Annotated in this window: 19 protein-coding genes and 1 pseudogene; 15 read left to right on the top strand and 5 right to left on the bottom strand. The window is 71.0% G+C overall.

Annotated features, from left to right (window positions below; translation table 11 throughout):
* Positions 1–100 precede the first annotated feature (100 nt).
* From OHA25_RS39250 to OHA25_RS39225, 6 genes are all read left to right on the top strand, one after another.
* Complete coding sequence (locus tag OHA25_RS39250) at positions 101–3412, top strand: efflux RND transporter permease subunit (RefSeq protein WP_327581971.1); 3312 nt, start codon at positions 101–103, stop codon at positions 3410–3412.
* A gap of 313 nt (positions 3413–3725) precedes the next feature.
* On the top strand, positions 3726–4178 hold the full coding sequence (locus OHA25_RS39245) for a hypothetical protein (RefSeq protein ID WP_327581970.1): 453 nt from the start codon (positions 3726–3728) through the stop codon (positions 4176–4178).
* Between the two features lie 13 nt (positions 4179–4191).
* The gene (locus tag OHA25_RS39240) at positions 4192–4773 is read left to right on the top strand and encodes a hypothetical protein (protein ID WP_327581969.1); all 582 of its coding nucleotides are present in this window, start codon (positions 4192–4194) and stop codon (positions 4771–4773) included.
* An 88-nt stretch (positions 4774–4861) separates the two neighbouring features.
* Positions 4862–6325: a hypothetical protein gene (locus OHA25_RS39235; protein ID WP_327581968.1), complete on the top strand. Its 1464-nt coding sequence runs from the start codon at positions 4862–4864 to the stop codon at positions 6323–6325.
* Between the two features lie 45 nt (positions 6326–6370).
* Positions 6371–7801 carry an adenylosuccinate lyase gene (gene purB / locus OHA25_RS39230; RefSeq protein ID WP_327581967.1) on the top strand — a complete coding sequence of 477 codons (1431 nt, stop codon included), beginning with the start codon at positions 6371–6373 and terminating at the stop codon, positions 7799–7801.
* Positions 7802–7924: 123 nt separating this feature from the next.
* On the top strand, positions 7925–8959 hold the full coding sequence (locus tag OHA25_RS39225) for a DUF4037 domain-containing protein (RefSeq protein WP_327591107.1): 1035 nt from the start codon (positions 7925–7927) through the stop codon (positions 8957–8959).
* A gap of 480 nt (positions 8960–9439) precedes the next feature.
* On the opposite strand, the pseudogene OHA25_RS61595 reads toward OHA25_RS39225, so the two are convergent.
* The 3 genes and pseudogenes from OHA25_RS61595 to OHA25_RS39215 form a co-directional block, all read right to left on the bottom strand.
* Positions 9440–9721: pseudogene (locus OHA25_RS61595) on the bottom strand (SRPBCC domain-containing protein); the annotation flags it as partial.
* Between the two features lie 44 nt (positions 9722–9765).
* On the bottom strand, positions 9766–10074 hold the full coding sequence (locus OHA25_RS39220; RefSeq protein ID WP_305918784.1) for an ArsR/SmtB family transcription factor: 309 nt from the start codon (positions 10072–10074) through the stop codon (positions 9766–9768).
* 44 nt (positions 10075–10118) lie between these two features.
* Positions 10119–10877 (bottom strand): MerR family transcriptional regulator, encoded by a 759-nt coding sequence (locus OHA25_RS39215; RefSeq protein ID WP_327581966.1) that lies wholly within the window; start codon positions 10875–10877, stop codon positions 10119–10121.
* Positions 10878–10957: 80 nt separating this feature from the next.
* Between OHA25_RS39215 and OHA25_RS39210 the strand changes: the two genes are divergently transcribed.
* The 4 genes from OHA25_RS39210 to OHA25_RS39195 all read left to right on the top strand — a co-directional run bounded on the left by OHA25_RS39210 (position 10958) and on the right by OHA25_RS39195 (position 15359).
* Positions 10958–11767, top strand: a complete 810-nt coding sequence (locus OHA25_RS39210) for a MerR family transcriptional regulator (RefSeq protein ID WP_327581965.1) — start codon at positions 10958–10960, stop codon at positions 11765–11767.
* Positions 11764–12279: a hypothetical protein gene (locus tag OHA25_RS39205; protein WP_327581964.1), complete on the top strand. Its 516-nt coding sequence runs from the start codon at positions 11764–11766 to the stop codon at positions 12277–12279. Before OHA25_RS39210 ends, OHA25_RS39205 begins: the two co-directional genes overlap by 4 nt.
* 176 nt (positions 12280–12455) lie before the next feature.
* The gene (locus OHA25_RS39200) at positions 12456–12644 is read left to right on the top strand and encodes a DUF5999 family protein (RefSeq protein ID WP_327581963.1); all 189 of its coding nucleotides are present in this window, start codon (positions 12456–12458) and stop codon (positions 12642–12644) included.
* A 348-nt stretch (positions 12645–12992) separates the two neighbouring features.
* Positions 12993–15359 (top strand): ATP-binding protein, encoded by a 2367-nt coding sequence (locus OHA25_RS39195; RefSeq protein WP_327581962.1) that lies wholly within the window; start codon positions 12993–12995, stop codon positions 15357–15359.
* Between the two features lie 201 nt (positions 15360–15560).
* Here OHA25_RS39195 and OHA25_RS39190 read toward each other — a convergent pair whose 3' ends face one another.
* On the bottom strand, positions 15561–16115 hold the full coding sequence (locus OHA25_RS39190; protein WP_327581961.1) for a hypothetical protein: 555 nt from the start codon (positions 16113–16115) through the stop codon (positions 15561–15563).
* 659 nt (positions 16116–16774) lie between these two features.
* Between OHA25_RS39190 and OHA25_RS39185 the strand changes: the two genes are divergently transcribed.
* Positions 16775–17026 carry a helix-turn-helix domain-containing protein gene (locus tag OHA25_RS39185; RefSeq protein ID WP_127933073.1) on the top strand — a complete coding sequence of 84 codons (252 nt, stop codon included), beginning with the start codon at positions 16775–16777 and terminating at the stop codon, positions 17024–17026.
* 63 nt (positions 17027–17089) lie between these two features.
* On the opposite strand, the gene OHA25_RS39180 is transcribed toward OHA25_RS39185, so the two are convergent.
* Complete coding sequence (locus tag OHA25_RS39180) at positions 17090–18043, bottom strand: radical SAM protein (protein ID WP_327581960.1); 954 nt, start codon at positions 18041–18043, stop codon at positions 17090–17092.
* A gap of 163 nt (positions 18044–18206) precedes the next feature.
* Here OHA25_RS39180 and OHA25_RS39175 point away from each other — a divergent pair, with 163 nt between their 5' ends.
* Genes OHA25_RS39175 through OHA25_RS39160 form a run of 4 tightly spaced genes read left to right on the top strand, consistent with a single transcriptional unit; the run spans position 18207 to position 19985 of the window.
* Positions 18207–18530 (top strand): DMT family transporter, encoded by a 324-nt coding sequence (locus tag OHA25_RS39175; protein WP_327581959.1) that lies wholly within the window; start codon positions 18207–18209, stop codon positions 18528–18530.
* Complete coding sequence (locus OHA25_RS39170; protein ID WP_327581958.1) at positions 18527–19108, top strand: TetR/AcrR family transcriptional regulator; 582 nt, start codon at positions 18527–18529, stop codon at positions 19106–19108. Before OHA25_RS39175 ends, OHA25_RS39170 begins: the two co-directional genes overlap by 4 nt.
* Positions 19109–19128: 20 nt before the next feature.
* Positions 19129–19692, top strand: coding sequence for a GNAT family N-acetyltransferase (locus OHA25_RS39165; RefSeq protein ID WP_327581957.1), 564 nt, complete (start codon positions 19129–19131; stop codon positions 19690–19692).
* A complete protein-coding gene (locus tag OHA25_RS39160; protein ID WP_327581956.1) occupies positions 19689–19985 on the top strand; it encodes a DUF952 domain-containing protein in 297 nt (98 codons plus the stop codon). Before OHA25_RS39165 ends, OHA25_RS39160 begins: the two co-directional genes overlap by 4 nt.
* Positions 19986–20027: the final 42 nt, after the last annotated feature.

Genomic DNA, 20027 nt, shown 5'->3' with positions numbered 1-20027 from the left:
CTCTCGTTCCTGAGAAGGTTATCAGGAATGCTCGGTTGATCTAAATATTCGTACGAGGCGAAGTGTTAGTCTGGGGCGAAACTCTGGAGGGGGAGCCCCTATGACCGCTTTCGCCAGGTTGAGCCTGGTCAATCGGACTCTTGTCGTCTTGGTGGCGTTGGTGGTGAGCGCGTTCGGCGTGTTCACGATTCCGCAGTTGAAGCAGCAGTTGCTTCCGTCGTTGTCGTTCCCGGGCGCTTTCGTGGTGGCGCCGTATCCCGGCGCGTCGCCCGAGATCGTGGAGGAGCAGGTCACCAAGCCGATCGAGGACTCCTTCCAGGGGCTGGAGGGGATGGAGCAGATGACCTCCACCTCCCGGGAGGGCATGGCGTCGATCCAGGTCGCCTTCGCCTACGGCACCGACGTGGAGTCGTCGCTGAACAAGATGCAGCAGGCCGTCAGCAGGGTGACGCTGCCCGACGGGGTGGAGCCGCAGGTGACGGCGGGCAACACCGACGACCTGCCGGTGCTGGTGCTGGCGGTGGGCGACGGCGGCGACTCGCGGGCGATGGCCGACAAGCTGCGCCGGATCATGGTGCCGGAGTTGCAGGGCGTGGCGGGCGTGCGGGAGGCGGCGGTCACCGGTACCCGTGACGAGGTGGTGACGATCGAGCCGGACGCCGACAAGATGAAGGACAAGGGTGTGTCGGCGGCGCAGATCCCCGACGTGCTGAAGGCGAATGGCACTCCGATCCCGGCGGGCACGCTGACCGACGCGGGCAAGACGCTGACGGTGCAGGTGGGTGTGCGGGTCGACTCGGTGGAGAAGCTGAAGGGCCTCTACCTGACGCCCGCCCAGTCTCAGCAGACGCCGGCCCAGGGCCAGCCTCAGCAGGGCCAGCCCCAGCAGGGGCAACCTCAGCAGGGCCAGCCCCAGCAGGGGCAACCTCAGCAGGGCCAGCCCCAGCAGGGGCAACCTCAGCAGGGCCAGGCGCAGGGTCAGGGCGGATTGCCGCAGCAGGTGGCGAAGCCCAAGCCGCTCAAGCCGGTCAAACTGGGCGACGTCGCGGAGATCAAGCGGGGGCTGGCCGACGCGACGACGATCACCCGTACGGACGGCACGTCGAGCCTGGGCGTGTCGGTGACGATGATGCCGGACGGCAACGCGGTGACGATCTCGCACGAGATCCGGGAGAAGCTGCCGGAGCTGACCCGGGCGCTGGGCGACAGCTCCGACACGCAGGTGTCGGTGGTGTTCGACCAGGCGCCGTATGTGGAGCAGTCGATCGAGAGCCTGACCACCGAGGGCCTGCTGGGTCTGGCGTTCGCGGTGCTGGTCATCTTGGTGTTCCTGCTGTCGGTGCGCTCGACGCTGGTGACGGCGGTGTCGATTCCGCTGTCGGTGGTGATCGCGCTGATCGTGTTGTGGGCGGGCGACTATTCGCTGAACATGCTGACGCTGGGCGCGCTGACGATCGCGGTGGGCCGGGTCGTGGACGACTCGATCGTGGTCCTGGAGAACATCAAGCGGCATCTCGGCTACGGCGAGGCACGACTACAGGCGATCTTGACGGCGGTGCGTGAGGTGTCGGGCGCGGTGACGGCTTCGACGCTGACGACGGTGGCGGTGTTCGCGCCGATCGCGATTGTGGGCGGCATGGTGGGCGAGCTGTTCGGCCCGTTCTCGATCACGGTGGCGGTGGCGTTGCTGGCCTCGCTGGTGGTGTCGCTGACGGTGGTGCCGGTGCTGGCGTACTGGTTCCTCAAGACGCCGGAGCTGACGCCCGAGCAGGCGCGCAAGCAGCGGGAGGAGGCCGAGGCCAAGGAGCTGCGCTCGCCGTTGCAGCGGGCCTATCTGCCGGTGTTGCGGTTCGCCACCCGGTTCAAGCTGGTGACGGTGCTCATCGGGGTGGCGGTGTTCGTCGGCACGATGGGGCTGGCCGGCGGCCTGCGGACGAACTTCCTGGACTCCTCGGGGCAGAACACGATCTCGTTGTCGCAGCGGATGCCGGTCGGCACGGACCTGGCCACCACCGACAAGGCCGCCCAGCAGGTCGAGGACGTGCTGGCGGACGTGGAGGCGGTAGAGACCTACCAGGTGAACGTCGGCGGGAGCGGCGGCGGCTTCGGCGGCGGCGGTTTCGGCGGGGGCGGCAGCAGCGCGGACTCGGCCTCGTACTCGGTCACCCTCAAGGACGGCGCCGACACGCCGAAGGTCGAGCAGGAGCTGCGCGACAAGATCGCGGGCCTGTCCGGCGTCGGTGAGGTGACCGTGGGCGGGGGCGGCGGCGGGTTCAACTCCGACACGGTCAGCGTGATCGTGCGCGCGCCCGACATCGAGACGTTGCGTACGGCGAGTGACGAGGTCACGCGGGCGATGGGCGAGGTGTCCGGGCTGCGGGACGTGTCGTCGAACCTGGAGGCCGGCGCGCCGCGGGTCGAGGTCGTGGTCGACCGTGAGGAGGCCGCCGAGCGCGGCCTGTCGGAGGCGCAGATCGGGCAGGCGGTGGCGCAGGCGTTCCGCGGCGCGCCGCTGGGTCAGATCACGCTGGACGGCCGTGCCAGCGATCTGGTGCTGCGGGGCGCGGACGCGCCGGAGGACGTCGAGGCGGTCGAGGATCTGGAGCTGGCCACGGCGGCCGGGACGGTGAAGCTGTCGACGGTGGCCGACGTCAAGGAGGTGGCCGGTCCGACACAGGTGACCAGGATCGACGGTGAGCGTTCGGCCACGGTCTCGGCCAAGGTCGCCGACGCCGGGAACCTGGGCGCGGTGACGCAGACGCTGACGACGACGCTGGACGGGCTGCAGCTGGGCTCGGGCGCCTCCTATGAGATGGGCGGCGCGTCGGCCGATCAGGCGGACGCGTTCGCCGATCTGGGGCTGGCGATGCTGGCGGCGATCGCGATCGTGTTCATGATCATGGTGGCGACGTTCCGCAGCTTCATCCAGCCGGTGATCCTGCTGGTGTCGATCCCGTTCGCGGCGACGGGCGCGGTCGGGCTGCTGGTGGCCACCGACACGGCGCTGGGCGTGCCGGCGCTGATCGGCATGCTGATGCTGATCGGGATCGTGGTGACGAACGCGATCGTGCTGATCGACCTGATCAACCAGTATCGCGAGCAGGGCATGGGCGTGGTCGAGGCGGTGATCGAGGGCGGCCGGCGGCGGTTGCGGCCGATCCTGATGACGGCGGTGGCCACGATCTGCGCGCTGACGCCGATGGCGCTGGGCGTGACCGGGTCGGGCGGGTTCATCTCGCAGCCGCTGGCGATCGTGGTGATCGGCGGGCTGATCTCCTCGACGCTGCTGACCCTGGTCCTGGTGCCGACGCTGTACACGGTGGTGGAGCGGACGAAGGAGCGGATGCGGCGCACGCCGGCCGCGCCTGCGACCGAGGAGCCGGAGGAGAAGGTTCTCACGCCGGCCACGTGAGTCGTCTCGCGCGCCCGCACGGCCTGGTGCCGTGCGGGCGCGCTTTTTTTTGTGGGGGTGTCCGCTCGATCAGATTCCCCTTGACAGGTTGATCATGTGCCGTTCATACTCCGTCGAAACGCTTCACAGAGTTTTTCCGACCTCCCCCTTCACGACCCGGGCCTTGAGCGTCATCTCGGTTGTCAGGCCCGTTTTGTTTTCATGCATGCCACCCCCAGGGCGCAAGGAGTGACGTCTCGACATGCATTCGGGAGCGTTAAAGCGAAACGCACGACGAGGGTTATTCGCGGTCCTCGCCGTCATGCTGGTGGGGGTGACGGGTGCCAATCCGGCATTCGCCCACTGGAACGGCACCGGCCAGGACATCGCCAGCATCGCCATCTACCCCTACAGCTATAACAGCACCTGGCAGACGCCGATGAACGCGGCGCTGTCGAATTGGAACGCGACCGCCAGCCCGGCCAATTTCTACAAGAGCACGTTATCGGGTTCGACGATCACGGCGAGCTCGTACAGCGACACCTGGTATGGGTACTACCAGCGGTGCGGGGGCTCCTGCATGTACATCCGGCTGAACTCCCGGACGATCAACAGGGACGCGTCGAACTTCGCGAATTTCGTCACGAGCACGCTCGTTCACGAGTTCGGGCACGCGTTGAATCTCGCGCACAACTCGCTCACGTCGATCATGAACACGAGCCGGAACCGTAATACGATGACGAGACCCCAGTCGCATGATGTCGCCGACGTCAACTCCTACTACTAAAGGAGGCCGTGCCGTGTTGAGGCGTCTTGGCGCGCTCGTCTGCGCTGCGGTGGTCGTGACCGCGTGCTCGGCTCAGGCCGAGCCCGTTCTCTATCGCGCCGACTATCCCCACTACGAGAGCGCGGACGCGCTCTTCGACAAGGCGACCCTGGTCGTCGAGGCCCGCATCGTCGGGGCGCCGCGTTATCTCCGACAGGTGGCGGCGCCTGATCCGGCCGTGACGGATCCGAAGCTGAATCCCCAGGCGGGTGCCCCGCCCGCGGCGGCGGCTCAGCCCGAGGGCCCGCCGACGATCATCACCGTCTCCACCGCCCAAGTGCTGAAGGTCTTCAAAGGCCAGGCTCAGGTGGGGCAGTCCATCGAGGTCAAGGAGCTGGGGGGCGTCTTCGAGGGCGTGACCTACGCCGAGGAGCACACCACGCCGTTGAAGCAGGACAGCGGCTACATCCTGTTCCTGGAAACCTTCCCCGACTCTCCGGCCGCGCTGCTCAACCCCGTCCAGGCGAAGTATCCGCTGGACGCTTCCAGCAACCCCGCGCCGCTGCCGGAGAACACCATCAAGCTGACGCGTGCCGAACTGGAGACGATGTCCTGAGGAGCTGCCGCTCCCCAGGGGGCAGGCGTGCGCGCCGCTGACCGTGCTCTGAACGGTCTCTTACCTGGCCGTTCGTAGCGTGGGGCGCATGGATGAGTCCCAGGATCCGGCCGTGACGGGGCGGCGCGCGGTGGCCCGGCTGCGGGTGTGGGCCGCCGCGCGCCGCCCCTACGGGGCGCTGGCGCTGGTAGCCGTCTGCTCCACGGTGGTTCAGCTGGTGTTCACGGCGCGGATCGGGCTGGGCTGGGACGAGAGCGTTTACCTCAGCCAGGTGGCCCGCGGCGTGCCCGCCGCCGAGTTCACCGCGCCACGCGCCCGCGGGGTTCAGCTCCTGGCCGCGCCCGTCGCGCTCCTCACGCCGTCGGTGACGGCCATCCGCGGGTATCTGAGTGTGCTGTCCGGGATCGCGCTGTTCCTGGCCTACGCGCCCTGGGTCCGGCTGCGGCCGGGGCCGCTCGCGCCGCTGGCCGCCGCGCTGTTCGCCGGGCTGTGGCTGTCGGTGCTGTACGGCAACGAGGCCATGCCGAACATGTGGCTCGCCTACTGCGCTGTCGCCGGGGTGGGCCTGGCCTGCCTGGCCGAGGGGCGCCCTCGGTCCCGGCTGGTCGCGGCCGGGGTGGTGGTGGCGTTCGCCCTGGCGTCACTGCTGCGCCCTTCGGATGCGACCTGGCTGGCGGCGCCGCTGCTCGGGTACGGGATCGTGCGGCGGCGGGTGCGGCTGCTCGCGGCGGTGGCGGCGGGGCTGGCGATCGGTTGGGCGCAGTGGATGGGCGAGGCGCTGGTGCGGTTCGGCGGGCCGCTGGCGCGGCTGCGCGCGGCGGGGGCGGAGAACGCGACGGGGCTGCACTTCAGCCTGCCCGATCATCTGCGGGCCTTGAACGGGCCGCTGCTGTGCCGCTTCGGCGTCGAGTGCGGGGGTTACCCACTGGCGCAGATCGCCTGGTTCGCGGCCGTGCCGGTCGTGGCGGGGCTGGGCGTGTGGGCGGCGCGGCGACGCTCACTGCTGGCGGCCGCGGCCTGCGGCCTGTCGCTCGCTTTCGTCTACCTCTTCACCGTCGGCTATGCCGCTCCGCGTTTCCTGCTGCCCGCGTACGCCCTGCTGGCCCTCCCGGTCGCCGCGGGGGTCGTGTGGTTGTGCCGGCGACGCGGCACCGCGGTGCTCGCCGTCGCCGCCGTGGTGTGCTACTTCGTCCTGCAGGCGAGGTCCGTCGTCGTCCACGGTGGCGCCGTCCACGCCGCCCGTGCCGTGAATCCGGCGGTCGCGGCCCGGCTGCAGCAGCTGGGCCTGCGCCCGCCGTGTTTCCTGTACGGTCACGACGCCGTGCAGATCGCCTTCCTGACGCGGTGCGCCGCGCATGGGGTTTTCCGTCATTACGGCGGCCGGTCGTCGGTGCCGTCGTCGATCAGGGCCGCGCTGCGGCGGGGCGACTGGGTGGGCGTCATCACGACCTCCCGCCGGCCGCCGGCCCCGTTCCTGGCGTTCTGGACGGCGGTGGAGCTGCGGCTGGACGGGGGCCGGCGGCGGTACGTGTTCGTGCCGCCGGGACGCTGAGCCTGCGCGCGAGGCGTCGCGGGCGGGTGCATAGACTTGTCCGACGTGACGTCGAAGCCGCGTATCCCGAATGTCCTGGCCACCCGCTATGCCTCGCCGGAGCTGACCCGTCTGTGGTCGCCCGAATACAAGATCGTCGCGGAGCGGCGGTTGTGGCTGGCGGTGTTGCGGGCGCAGGACGAGCTGGGGATCGCGGTCCCGGAGGGCGCGATCGCCGACTACGACAAGGTGGTCGAGCAGATCGATCTGGACTCGATCGCGGCGCGGGAGCGCGTCACCCGGCACGACGTCAAGGCCCGCATCGAGGAGTTCAACGCGCTGGCCGGGCACGAGCAGGTGCACAAGGGCATGACCTCGCGGGACCTGACCGAGAACGTCGAGCAGCTGCAGATCCGCGACAGCCTGCTGCTGGTGCGCGACCGGACGGTGGCGCTGCTGGCGCGGCTGGCGACGCTGGCCGAGGAGCACGAGGCGAGCGTGATGGCGGGCCGCTCGCACAACGTGGCGGCGCAGGCCACCACGCTGGGCAAGCGGTTCGCCACGGCCGCCGATGAGCTGCTGGTGGCCTACCGGCGGCTGGAGGAGCTGATCGGCCGCTACCCGCTGCGCGGCATCAAGGGCCCGGTCGGCACCGCCCAGGACATGCTGGACCTGCTGGGCGGTGACCGCGGCAAGCTGGCCGAGCTGGAGGGCCGGGTGGCCGCGCATCTGGGGTTCGCCTCCCGTTTCACCAGCGTCGGGCAGGTCTATCCGCGGTCGCTGGACTTCGAGGTCGTCACGGCGCTGGTGCAGCTGGCGGCGGCGCCGTCGTCGCTGGCCAAGACGATCCGGCTGATGGCCGGGCACGAGCTCGTCACCGAGGGGTTCGCCGAGGGACAGGTCGGCTCGTCGGCGATGCCGCACAAGATGAACACGCGCTCGTGCGAGCGGGTCAACGGCCTGGCCGTGGTGCTGCGCGGCTATGCCTCCATGACGGGGGAGCTGGCGGGCGACCAGTGGAACGAGGGCGACGTGTCGTGCTCGGTGGTGCGGCGGGTGGCGCTGCCGGATGCGTTCTTCGCCTTCGACGGGCTGGTGGAGACGATGCTGACGGTGCTGGAGGAGTTCGGCGCCTTCCCGGCGGTGATCGCCGCCGAGCTGGGCCGCTACCTGCCGTTCCTGGCCACGACGAAGATGCTGATGGCGGCGGTGCGGGCGGGGATGGGCCGCGAGCAGGCGCACGAGCTGATCAAGGAACACGCGGTGGCGGCGGCGCTGGCGATGCGCTCGCGCGGCGCCGGCAACGCGCTGCTGGACCTGCTGGCCGGCGATGAGCGTTTCCCGCTCGATCGTGAGCAGCTGGAGGCGTTGCTGGCCGACCGGGTGTCGTTCACGGGGGCGGCGGCCGATCAGGTGGAGGCGGTCTCGCAGCAGGTGGGCCAGGTCGTGGCGGCGCATCCTGAGGCGGCGGTGTACCGGCCGGGCGCGATCTTGTGACGCGCGCTTGCGCGGCGTGAGGGCCGGGCGTGTGCCCGCCTGACCCGGCCTCCTGACCTGCCGGGCCGCCGCGGGGAAAACGGGGTGTGGTTCGGGCGGCGCTCGTGCACAGTTGACGGGGTGATGTCCAACTTTGTGCCTGGTATTGAGTTGTCGCGGGACTTCTACCACGAGGTCGTGGCCCCGTTGGTGCCCCGGGTGCCGCACAGTGCGGCATTGATCGGCCCGGGGTCGGAGGTGCTGGCGTTCGACACCGCGCGGTCGGCCGATCACGACTGGGGGCCGCGGGTGCTGCTGTTCACGGCGGCGGCGGACGTGGCCGAGGTGGAGGCCAAGGTCGTGGCGGGCCTGCCGGAGCGTTTCCGCGGGTTGCCGACGGTGTTCGGCTACCACGGCGAGGTGCGGCCAGGCGTGACGGTGACGGAGCCGGGCGCGTGGCTGACGGACATGCTCGGGTTCGACCCGCGGGCCGGGGTGTCGCTGCTGGACTGGTTGTCGGTGCCGTGGCAGCGCCTGGCCGAGGTGACGTGCGGGGAGGTCTTCCACGACGGGCTGGGCGCGCTGGAGGCGGCCAGGGCGGCGTTGCGCTGGTATCCGCAGGACGTGTGGCGGTATGTCCTGGCTTGTCAGTGGCGGCGGATCGCGGAGGAGGAGCCGTTTCCCGGCCGGTGCGGCGAGGTCGGCGATGAGCTGGGCTCGGCCGTGGAGGGGGCGCGGCTGGCGCGGGAGGTGATGCGGCTGGCGCTGCTGCTGCGCCGCCGTTACCCGCCGTATCCCAAATGGCTCGGCAGTGCGCTGGCGCGGCTGCCGGGCTCGGCGGAGCTGGGGGAGTGCCTGGGGGCCGCCGTGGCGGCGCGATCGTGGCGCCGGCGCGAGGAGGGGCTGACGGGGGCGTACGAGCGGGTGGCGGCGTTGCAGAACCGGGTGGCGCTGGCCGAGCGGCTGGATGAGGGGGTGCGGGGGTTTTTCGACCGGCCGTTCCGGGTGATCGGGGGAGACCGGTTCGCCGAGGCGCTGATGGCGTCGGTGTCGGATGCGACCATCAAGGGATTGCCGGCGGTGGGGTGCGTGGATCAGCTGTCGGATTCGACGGATCTGCTGATGGCCCCCGGGCGTGCCAGAGCGGCGACGGCGGCCGCGCTGGGCCTCACCGCTTAGTGATCTACATTGTAAAGGGCGCGGGGTTCGGCAAAATCGCCAGGCACCCATCGACAACCAACCGACGAGGGCAGCGGCCAGTTCCTCGACGCGGACGCGCCAGGCGGGCAGGGTGGCCGGGTCGCCGGTGCAGGTGAGGATCAGGCGCGCGCCGTGGCCGGTGCCCTGGGTCAGTTCCCAGCGGACGGTGCCGCTCGGGGTGTCGTATTCGAGGATCTTGCCGGTTTCGGTGCGGGTGACGGGGCCTGCCGGGACGCCGGTGGCGGTGAAGGGCGCGGGGGGCGTGTCGCCGAGGGTGGCCTGGTCGCCGTCGAGGTGGTGCCAGACGTCGTCGGCGGGGCGGGTGAGCTGGCGTTCCAGGCGCAGGGTGTCGCCGTCGACGGTGGCGGGGTCGAGGCCGAGGATGTGGATGTAGTCCTCGTGCAGGCGGGCCATGGCGGTGGGGTCGTGCGGGAAGGGGCGGCCGTCGAGGTGGGCGCGCAGGGCGGCGATGCAGGTGTGCCAGCCGGTGGTGAAGCTGGCGGCGCCGTGGCGGTCGGTGAAGGTGTGGGTGAAGGTGAGCAGGGTTCCGGGGCCGTCGGGCTCGAGCTCCCAGCGGAGGTGGTCGTCGCCCCAGGTGTGGGCGAAGACGTGGGGTGGGTCGTGGTGGGTGATGCGGTCGCCGTCGATGGTGACCTCGGCGGGGAACCAGGCGGCGAGGTGTTCGGGCTGGGTGATGGCGCGCCAGACCTTGCCGGGTGGGTGGGGGAGGCGGCGTTGCATGCGGACGGTGGTGCGGCCGTCGGGGTGCAGGGTGAGGGTTTCGTTCACTGGTCGTCCTCCATGGTGTCGAGGTGGGCTTCGAGGCGGTCGAGGGTGTGGGTCCAGAGCCGGCGGTAGGGGGTGAGCCAGGCGTCGATTTCGGCGAGGGGGGCGGGGCGGAGTTCGTACCAGCGGCGTTGGGCGTCTTTGCGGACGGTGACGAGGCCGGCTTCGCGCAGGGCGCGCAGGTGTTTGGAGGTGCCGGGCTGGGTGAGGCCGAGGTGGGCGGTGAGTTCGCCGACGAGGCGGGGCCGTTCGAGGAGCAGGTCGAGGATGTGGCGTCGGGCGGGTTCTGCGAGCACGTCGAAGCGCATATCCCGAATATACTCACCCGGTTATATGCCTGCAAGGGTATGTATCAGGGGTGGCGGCGGGCGTTGGCGTGGATGGCCTGGCGCAGGTAGCCGGCCAGGCCGGGGGCGAGGGCGTCGTAGGCGGCGGTGAAGCGGGGGTCGTCGACGTACAGGTCGCCCAGGTGGCGGTGCATGTCGTGGCTGCAGTCGTAGAACCAGCGGGTGATGTGGCCGCGGTGGCGTTCGGCCAGGTCCATGGCGTGCTCGCCGTCGGCGGGCAGTCCGGCCTTGACGGCGGCGACGAGGTCGCCGCCGATGGCGGCGGCCTCGGCCTTGAGCTCGAGCCAGTCGGCCTTGGTGTAGGCGGCGACGCGGCGGCGGCTTTCGGCGTACTGGGCGGTGCCGCCCCAGCGGCGTTCGACTTCGGCGTCGTGGTCTTCGGGGCGGAAGCCGCCGAAGATCTCGAAGCGTTCTTCGGGCGTGAGGGGGAGGTCGAGGGTGCGGGCCTGCATGGCGCGTTCGACGGCGGCGATGACGTGCTGCAGGTGCTGGGCGCGGCGGGTGAGCAGCTCGTGCTGGCGGCGCAGGTGGGTGAGCTCGTCGGTGGGGGGTTCGTCGAGGATGACGGCGATCTCCTCCAGGGGGAAGCCGAGTTCGCGGTAGAGGAGGATGTGCTGCAGGCGGACGAGGTCGGCGTCGGTGTAGCGGCGGTAGCCGGCGCGGGTGCGCTCGCCGGGGGTGAGCAGGCCGATCTCGTCGTAGTGGTGCAGGGTGCGGACGGTGATGCCGGCCAGCCGGGCGACCTGCCCTACGGAGAAGCTCATGTCTCCACTGTGCGCTCTGCCGTTGCGTGAGGGTCAAGCCGGCTGGACTCTCCCTTGGGGGGAGGCCCCATGCTGGGGGTGTGGAAGAGGATCTGCTGCCGATCGGGCAGTTCGCCCGGCTGGGCCGGTTGAGCGTCAAGCAGTTGCGGCACTACGACGAGCTGGGGTTGTTGCGGCCGGCGTATGTGGACGCGGGGACGGGTTACCGGTATTACCGGGCGGCGCAGGCGCGGGAGGCGCTGGCGATCGGGTTGCTGCGGTCGATGGACGTGCCGTTGGCGGTGGTGGCGCAGGTGCTGGCGGGCGGGCCGCAGGCGCTGGCGCCGGTGCGTGCGGAGCTGGAGGCGGAGCTGGCGCGGCGGCGGCGGATGCTGGCGGCTTTGGAGCGGGTGATGGCCGAGGGGTTGCCGTCGGCGCGGGTGCGGCTGGTGGCCGAGCCGCCGCGGCGGGTGGCGGTGGTGCGGGAGGTGGCGCGGGGCCCGGAGGACATCGGGCGGGCCACGTCGGCGGCGGTGCGCCGGGTGTTGCGGTGCCTGCCGGCGGGCGGGGCGGAGGTGCGGCTGATCGGGTTGTTCCCGGTGGAGCTGGGCGAGGTGGTGGAGGTGTCGGTCGCGCTGGTGCTGGGCGATGAGGTGGGCGGATCGGTGGGTGAGGAGCTGGGCGGGGGAGCGGAGGTGCAGGTTCTGCCCGGTGGTGTGTTCGCGTGTGCGACGCATGTCGGGCCTTATGAGCAGATTTCGTTGACGGCGCATGCCGTGCTGGCGTGGTGTGCCGAGCGGCGGCATGCGGTGGCTGGCCCGATCCGTGAGCTGTACGTGTCGGATCCGGCGCTCACCTCGCCGGAGGAGCTGACGACGGACGTGATGGTCGCGATGGAGGAGGAGCAATGATCCCTGAGCTGGTGACGCATGGTGCGGTGACGCGATTGTGCGTGTCGGGGGTGGGGGAGCCGGGCGGGGCCGAGCATGGGGCCGCGATCCGGGCGCTGTATGCGGTGGCCGGGCCGATGGGCGGGCCGGGTGGGCCGCTGGAGGGCCTGTGGTGGGTGGAGGACGAGCGGCCGGGGCTGGAGGTGGAGCGGGAGTCGTGGCGCTGGCACCTGCTGCTGCCGCCGGCGGGGCCGGTGGAGGCGGGGGCGCTGGAGCGGGCGCGGGAGGCGGCGCGGGGCTCGGGGGCGGCGGTGGATCGGGTGCAGGTGGTGACGTTCACAGAGGGGTTGTGTGTGGAGGTGGTTCACGAAGGGCCGTTCAGTGAGGAGCATGTGTCGCTGGCGGTGATGGAGGAGTTCATGGCCGGGAAGGGCCTGGTGCCTCACGGGATGCATCACGAGGTGTATCTGACGGCGTTCGACGCTCCGCTTCCGCGGACGGTGTTGCGCCAGCCGGTGCGCGCAGCCGGCTGACGGCTGGGGTGGAGGGTCGTCTCCGGGTGGGGGCGGCCCTCCACTTACGTACGTGACATAGGTACCTAAATGGGGATTTATCACCTCTTTCTAGGGGTGGGTGTGGAGGCACGCTGATGGTGTGACCCGCGAGAAGGCGGGGAGCGAGGGAACCGGAAAGTTCGAGGATTCGCGTCATGTGCCAGCATCTGCCTCCATGCCCGCCCGCCGACTCCGCCGGCCGCGAGGCCGCGCGTCTGGTCGCCTACCACCCCGAGCAGGGATGGGGCCTGCTGTGCAACGGGGTGGTGTTCTTCGACGACACCGGCGAGCTGCTGCCCGATGGGCGCAGCGTCGTGCCCGTACCGGTGCTGACCGCGGCATGAGGCCGCCCACCCCGTCCGGGGCGCCGCCGGCGCCCTGGACGTTCTCCTCCACGGCGCTCCCGGCGCCCGCGGCTCTGGACGCGTGAGGTCCCCCTGCTCACGCGCACAGGGCGACCCGGTGCGCCGCGCACCGGCCGCACGAGCGCGGCACGGATCCTCCCTCGCGATCCGTGCCGCGCGCCCTGCGGAGGCTGGTCAAGGCGGGGTCGCGGCATGCCCATGGGAGGCAAAAACTTCCTGTGGGTTTTTAGCGTGAACGGCCCCGGAAAACGGCCGGGACATAACCTGGGGGCGACGACGGGGTCACGGCGCCATGGTGACCCGCCAGGCCGCGTCGTGAAAGGCGCCATGACAACGGTGACGAACAGCGCCTCCCGGGGGCAGCACAGCGGCAGCCTCCCGGCCGAGGTGACGAGTTTCGTGGGACGTCGGCAGGAGGTGGCCGAGGTCCGGCAGCTGCTGTCCGTCTCGCGGGCGGTCACGCTGACCGGCGTCGGCGGAGTCGGCAAGACACGCCTGGCGCTGCGCGTCGCCCACGAGGTGCGGCGCGCCTTCCGCGACGGTGTGTGGCTGGTGGAACTGGCCACGCTGGAGAAGCCGGACATGCTGACCCGGGCCGTGGCCGAGGCACTGGAGATCCTCGACCACAGCACCACGCCGCCGATGCGGGTCCTGATCGACCACCTGCGCGACAAGCAGGCCCTGATGATCCTGGACAACTGCGAGCACGTCGTGGGCGAGTGCGCCGTGCTGGCCGACACCCTGCTGCGCGCCGCACCCGAGCTGCGCATCCTGGCCACCAGCCGGCACGTCCTGGGCATCGCCAGCGAGCACGCGGTGCCGGTGGCGCCGCTGCCGTTGCCCAACGGCAACGGCAGCACGCCGCTGGAGACGCTGACGCAGACGGACGCGGTGCAGCTGTTCACCGAGCGGGCCCGTGCCGTGGTGCCCTCGTTCGCCGTCACCGACGACAACCGCGACATCGTCTCCGGCATCATCCGCCGCCTGGACGGCCTGCCCCTGGGGATCGAGCTGGCCGCCGTGCGGCTGCGCGCCCTGTCGGCCAAGCAGCTGCTGGAGCGGCTGGACGACCGGTTCCGGCTGCTGACCGGCGGGTCGCGGGCGGTGCTGCCGCGCCACCAGACGCTGCGCGCCCTGATCGACTGGAGTCACGCCCTATGTTCGGAGGAGGAACGGCTGCTATGGCATCGAGCCTCGGTGTTCGCCGGGAGCCTGGACCTGGAGGGGGCCGAGACGGTCTGCTGCGGGAGCGGCATCGACCGCGAGGACGTCCTCGACCTGGTGATCGGCCTGGTGGACAAGTCCGTGCTGATTCGAGAAGACCATCCGGGCGGCGTCCGCTACCGGATGCTGGAGACACTGCGCCAGTACGGCCGCGAGCGGTTGCGCGAGCGCGGCGAGGAGACGCGGCTGCGGCGGCGGCATCGCGCTTATTATCGCGACCTGGCCGTCCGTGCCCGTGCGCAGGTGTTCGGGCCGGATCAGGTGGCCTGGTTCACCCGGCTGCAGCTGGAGCACGCCAACCTGCGCAGCGCCCTGGACGGCTGGCTGACGACGCCGGCCGATGCCACGACCGGGCTGAGCATGGCCGCCGATCTGCTGTATCACTGGATCACCAGTTATTACCTAGGTGAGGGACGGGCCTGGCTGGAACGGGGACTGGCCACCGTTTCCTCACCTGACGACGTACGCGGCCGCGCGTTGTGGGCCGGCGGCTGGCTGGCCGTCATCCAGGCCGACCTGCCGGCCGCGCAGGCCATGCTGGAGGAGTGCCGGCGCATCGGCCTGCGCCTGGATGACGAGGCGCTGCTGGGGTACGCCGAGCTGTTCTCCGGCATGGTCGCCATGTGCCAGGAGCGCCCCCAGGACGCGATCGGCTGCTACGAGCGGGCCCTGCACCGCCATCGCGCCACCGGCGACCCGGTCGGGCTGGCCCTGTCGCTCATCCGGTTGTCGCTGGCCCGCTCGTTCCTGGGCCAGTCGCAGGCAGCCATCGCCACGGCCGAGCAGGCCCTGGCGGTATGCGAGGCCCACGGGGAGGGCTGGCACAAGGCGTACACGATGATGGCGCTGGGGGTGGAGGTGTGGCGTCAGGGAGACCTGCCGCGCGCCACCGAACTGGAGCGCCAGAGCCTGGCGTTCAACCGGTCGCTCGGCGACCAGCTGGGCGTGGGGATCACGATCGAGGTGCTGGCCTGGATCGCCGCCACACAAGGCCTGTACGAGCGGGCCGCGCGGCTGCTGGGCGTGCTGGAGAGCGTGTGGAGCCTGGTCGGGGCGCCGCTGTCGGGGTACGGGCATCTGGCCGGCTATCACGACGAGTGCCAGGCGCGTACGCGTCAGGCGCTGGGGGAGGGGGCTTTCGCGGCGGCGGTGCGGCGGGGCGCCCGGCTGCCGTATGAGGAGGCGGTGGCCTACGCGCTGGCCGAGGACAAGCCCGGCGGCGCGGAGACCAGGCAGGCGCCGGAGGCCAAGGGGGAGCAGGCGCCGCTGACGCGCCGCGAGCGGGAGATCGCTCAGCTGGTGGCGCAGGGGATGACGAACAAGGAGATCGCGGCCTCCCTGGTGATCGCCCAGCGGACCGCGGAGGGCCACATCGAGCACATCCTGACCAAGCTCGGGTTCAGCTCCCGCGCCCAGATCGCGGTGTGGGTGGGCGAGCAGGCCCGCGCCGACGACGACGCGGCGTCGTGATCAGGCACCGGTTCCGGCCTTGTGGCAGCATAGGGGGCCGGAACCGGCCATCGGGCGTGCTTGTGGCCCGGGCCGGCTGCCGGTCAGTACGGCAGTGCCCGCCCTGACGGGGTCCGCAGGTCCAGGCCGAGCCGGATACGGGGTTTCTTGGTGGTGCGGATCTGAATTCTGCGCACGGTAGGGGTGACTCCCTTTCAACGGTCAGTGCTGCGGCGTCAGGCGCAGCTCGAACCAGACGGCGGCGCCGGCGGCGCCCCAGCAGCACGCCAGCCGGTCCAGGTCGGCGCAGGCGGCGCGGGAGGGCCGGACGACCGCAGGGGAGGCGCGCTGCTCGTCGACCTCGCAGCGCAGCAGGCCGTCCTCGGCCGACAACGTCAGCTTGATCTTCTCGGCGCCGTGGGCGAGGGCGTCGGCGACGAGCCGCTCGACCAGCTGCACCGCGGTCCCCGTGGCGGTTTCAGCGGCGGGCACAGCGGCGGTCTCAGTGGTGGGCTCGGCCAGCTGCCAGGCCGACAGCCGGGCGGCGCTCAGGCGGCGCGCGGTGCGCACGGCCGAGGGCCGGGCCGACAGCGTCCAGGTGACGGTGCGTTCCTGTCCGGCCCATCCGGCGCGCAGCGCCAGGTCATGTCCTACGGCCAGCAGGCCGTTCCAGGAGGGCAGACGCCAGGCGGGTTTTTCCCGCGACAGGTTGCCTTGGGTGAAGTGCGGCTGGCACATGGTTTCCACGCTGATCCTTTCCCCCGATTGCGTGAGCATGTGTCCAGCATGCGCACCGCCCCGAAGCAGCCAATACGGGACAAATCCCCATATGGGTACCTAGATGCGGTACGTACGTAGCCCGACCGCGGAAAAACCCCGGCGGGAGCGATGAATCCGCCACCGGCGCCGTCTCTCCCACGCCGACGGGAAGACCCGGACCTGCGCCGGCTCATCGTGTGCACCATCGTCTCGCTCGAACGACCACGTCGAAGGGCCCGGCGGCGACGTCATGGCGCTGCCGTTCGAGGAGGCGTTCGACGACGACAACGCCACGCGGCTGCCTGCCGCACCGACAAGGTCGTCGTGTCCGGCGCCCCCACCCCGAGCAGACCGCGCCGTGGCACACACCCGCATCGTCGCCCGCGCCAAGGCCCACACGGCGACCAACGAGCTCAACAGCGGCCCCCGGCCAGGGCGACATCCTCCTGTTCGGCGGCCACGCGCTCTGGAACGACCTGCCGGCCAGCGGCCTGGTCGTCGAACCGCACCTCATGATCGGCACCGGCATGCTCGGCGGCGGCACACCGCCCTTCACCCGCACTGCCTGCGCCTGCTCGGCGCCGCTCCGCTGCCCGGCTCCGGCCTCATCGTCGCCCACGACGCCTCTACACGATAACAATACCGGTATTGATATCCCGGGGGTGTAGACTGAAGGCATGGTCCGACCTCCACTCACCCCCGAGGAACGCCTGCGCGGCGAGCACCTCGGCCACCTGCTGCGCCAAGCCCGGGGCGAGCGCAGCATCGTCGAGGTCGCCGCCGCCGCCGGCATGTCCGCCGAGACGCTCCGCAAGATCGAAACCGGCCGGATCGCCACCCCCGCGTTCTTCACCATCGCGGCGCTGGCCGACGTGCTCGGCGTCTCCCTCGACCAGCTCGCCACCCGCTCCACCCCCGCACCCACCTGACAAACCGGGGGAGCGGCGGGCACACGGGTGATCCGCCCTCCCGCAACGTCCGGGCTCGAGGATCTACACCAGCGCCAGCTGCGCCACCAGCGGCTCACGCCCCTGCGCCACCACCGGACCGCACCCCATCCCGTACACCCGGCACAACTGGGCGATCTGCCCCGTGATGCGCTGCTCGTAGTCGGCCGACGGCAACCCCGACCGGTCGTACAACTCCTCGTAACGGGCCACCAGCTGCGGATGCGCCTGCCCCAGCCACTCCAGATACCACCCACGCGTGCCCGGCGGCAGCCTGAGCACCACCGGCTCCACCGCCCGCGCCCCCGTGCCCGCGATCCGCCGCACCGTCGCCGCCAGCTGATCGGCCGCGTCGCTCAGCAGCGGCAAGACCGGCGCCATCAGCACCCGGCACGCCACCCCGGCCTCCACCAGAGCCGACACCAGCTCCAGCCGGGCCTGCGCCGACGGCGCGCCCGGCTCCACCGCCCGCCGGATCCGCTCGTCCACGAACGCGATCGACACCGCCACCTGCGCCCCCGCCTGCGCCAGCAGGTCGGCGTCACGCAACACCAGGGGCCCCTTGGTGTAGACGGTGAACGGCACCCCCGCCTCGGCCAGCGCCCCGATCACCCCCGGCATCAACCGGTAGGTCTCCTCCGCCGCCTGATAACAGTCGCCGCTGACTCCGGCCGCCAGCTCCTCACCGCCCCAGCGCGCCAGATCCGCCCGCAACCGCGTCACCGCGTTCGGCTTCACCACGATCCGCGTCTCGAAATCCCGCCCCGCGTCCAAACCCAGCCGGCGATGCCCCGCGCGGGCGCCACAGCCGCGGCAGGCATGGGCGCATCCACGGTAGGGGGAGACCGCCCACCGCTGCGCGATGCCCGCGACCTGCGGCACCCGCTCGATCATCGTGCGGGCCTGCATCTCCAGGACATCACCGCGCATCACCGCGCGCCGCTCGATCAGCGGACGATCGTCGGCGGCGTCAACAAGCGAAAGCGCGTCCCAAGCCACACCCTCCAGTGGAACACGTATTCGACTGCGTTTTCAAGCAGTTCCGCCCACCACGCGCCCCACGGGTGCGGATCCACCGGCGCCGGCCCACCCGCTGCCCACCCGGCGCTCAAAGCCGCGATAAACTGGTACACTCGTACCACTTTCAGTCTGGGGGACACCCATGGCCTGGCTCCTGCTCGCCCTCGCCATCGCCACCGAAGTCCTGGCCACCTCCGCACTCAAACTCAGCAACGGCTTCACCCACCTCGGCTGGACCCTCCTCGTCGCCGCCGGCTACATCACCTCCTTCACCCTCCTGGCCCAAGTACTCAAACTCCACCTCGACATGGGCACCGCCTACGCCGTCTGGTCGGGCGCGGGCACCGCCGCCATCGCCCTCATCGGCGCCGCCTTCATGGGGGAGACCCTCACCCCCCTCAAGATCGGCGGTATCCTGCTCATCATCGGTGGCGTCGTCGTCCTCAACCTCGCAGGTGGCCATTGAACCCGCAGCCCGAGCACCCCGGCTCCGCACCCCACCACACCACCGGCCAGGCCCGCGGCCGCCGCCGCCGCGCCGCCCTCCTGGCCGCCGCCGTCGACCTGCTCACCGACGGAGGATTCGCCGCCGTCACCCACCGCGCCGTCGCCGAACGCGCCCACCTGCCGCTGGCCGCCACCACCTACTACTTCGCCTCACGCGACCAGCTCCTGGCCGAAGCCTTCGCCCAGCTCGTCACCGCCGAACTGGACACCACCCGCGCCTGGATCGCCGAGCACGGCCTCCTCGGCCTGCCCGCCCAGGTCGCCGCCGCCGACCGCACCCGCCAGCTCGGCCTGTGGGAGCTGTACGTCCACGCCGGTCGCGACCCCGTCCTCCAGCAGATCGCCCGCCGCTGGAGCGACGGCTGCATCCACCTCATCGCCGACGCCCTCCACCTGCCCGGCACCGACCCCCGCGTCCGCCTCGTCTACACCACCCTCTCGGCCCTCTGGCTCGAACACGTCGTCGAACAACGCCCCCTGGAGGACGCCGGCACCCTGCTCACCCTCACCATCGAAAACGCCTTGCACCCCCGATGACCCCTCCCTACACTGCCTGCGTGCTCCAGCCCCGCTACCCGATCACCACCGAACGCCTCCTCCTGCGGCCCTTCACCCCAGCCGACCTGGACGCCGTCCACGCCTACGAATCCCGCCCCGACGTCGCCCGCTACCTCTACTGGGAGCCCCGCGACCGCGACACCTCGCGCACCTTCCTCGACAAGAAGACCACCCGCACCGCGCTGCGCGACGAAGGAGACGCCCTCGACCTGGCCGTCACCCTGCCCCGCACCGGCGACGTCATCGGCTCGGTCCTGCTCATCTGGACCAGCAAGCAGCACCGCCAAGGCGAGATCGGCTACATCCTCCACCCCGACCACCACGGCCACGGCTACGCCGCAGAAGCCGCCCGCGCCATGCTCCACCTCGGCTTCACCGGCCTCGGCCTGCACCGCATCACCGGCCGCCTCGACGCGCGCAACACCGCCTCCGCCCGCGTCCTGGAAAAACTCCGCATGCGCCGCGAAGCCACCCTCATCGACAACGAATACGTCAAAGGCGAATGGGCCAGCGAAGCCATCTACGCCATCCTCGACACCGAATGGACCGCACAGGCCACATGACCCTCCACCACCTCGCCCTGGCCGCCGACTGGCACGCCGCCCGGCAAGCAGGGGAATACCGCATCTCCACCCTCGGCCGCACCCTCGAGCAAGAAGGCTTCATCCACTGCAGCCACGACCTGGCCCAGCTACGCGACGTCCACACCGCCCACTACCGCCACGTCACCGCACCGCTGCTCATCCTCGACATCGACCCCGCCGGCCTCGACGTCCGCACCGAAAACGGCTACCCCCACCTGTACGGGCCCCTGCCCATCACGGCCGTCACCGCCGTCCGCCCCTACACCGGCTGAAAACGCGGCACCGCATCACACACATCGGCCACAATGACCGGT

The organism is Nonomuraea sp. NBC_00507, assembly GCF_036013525.1.
In the GTDB taxonomy this organism is placed as follows: Bacteria; Actinomycetota; Actinomycetes; order Streptosporangiales; family Streptosporangiaceae; genus Nonomuraea.
The sequence above is the reverse complement of the archived record's forward strand: the minus strand, read 5'-3'. Positions and strand labels throughout refer to the sequence as shown.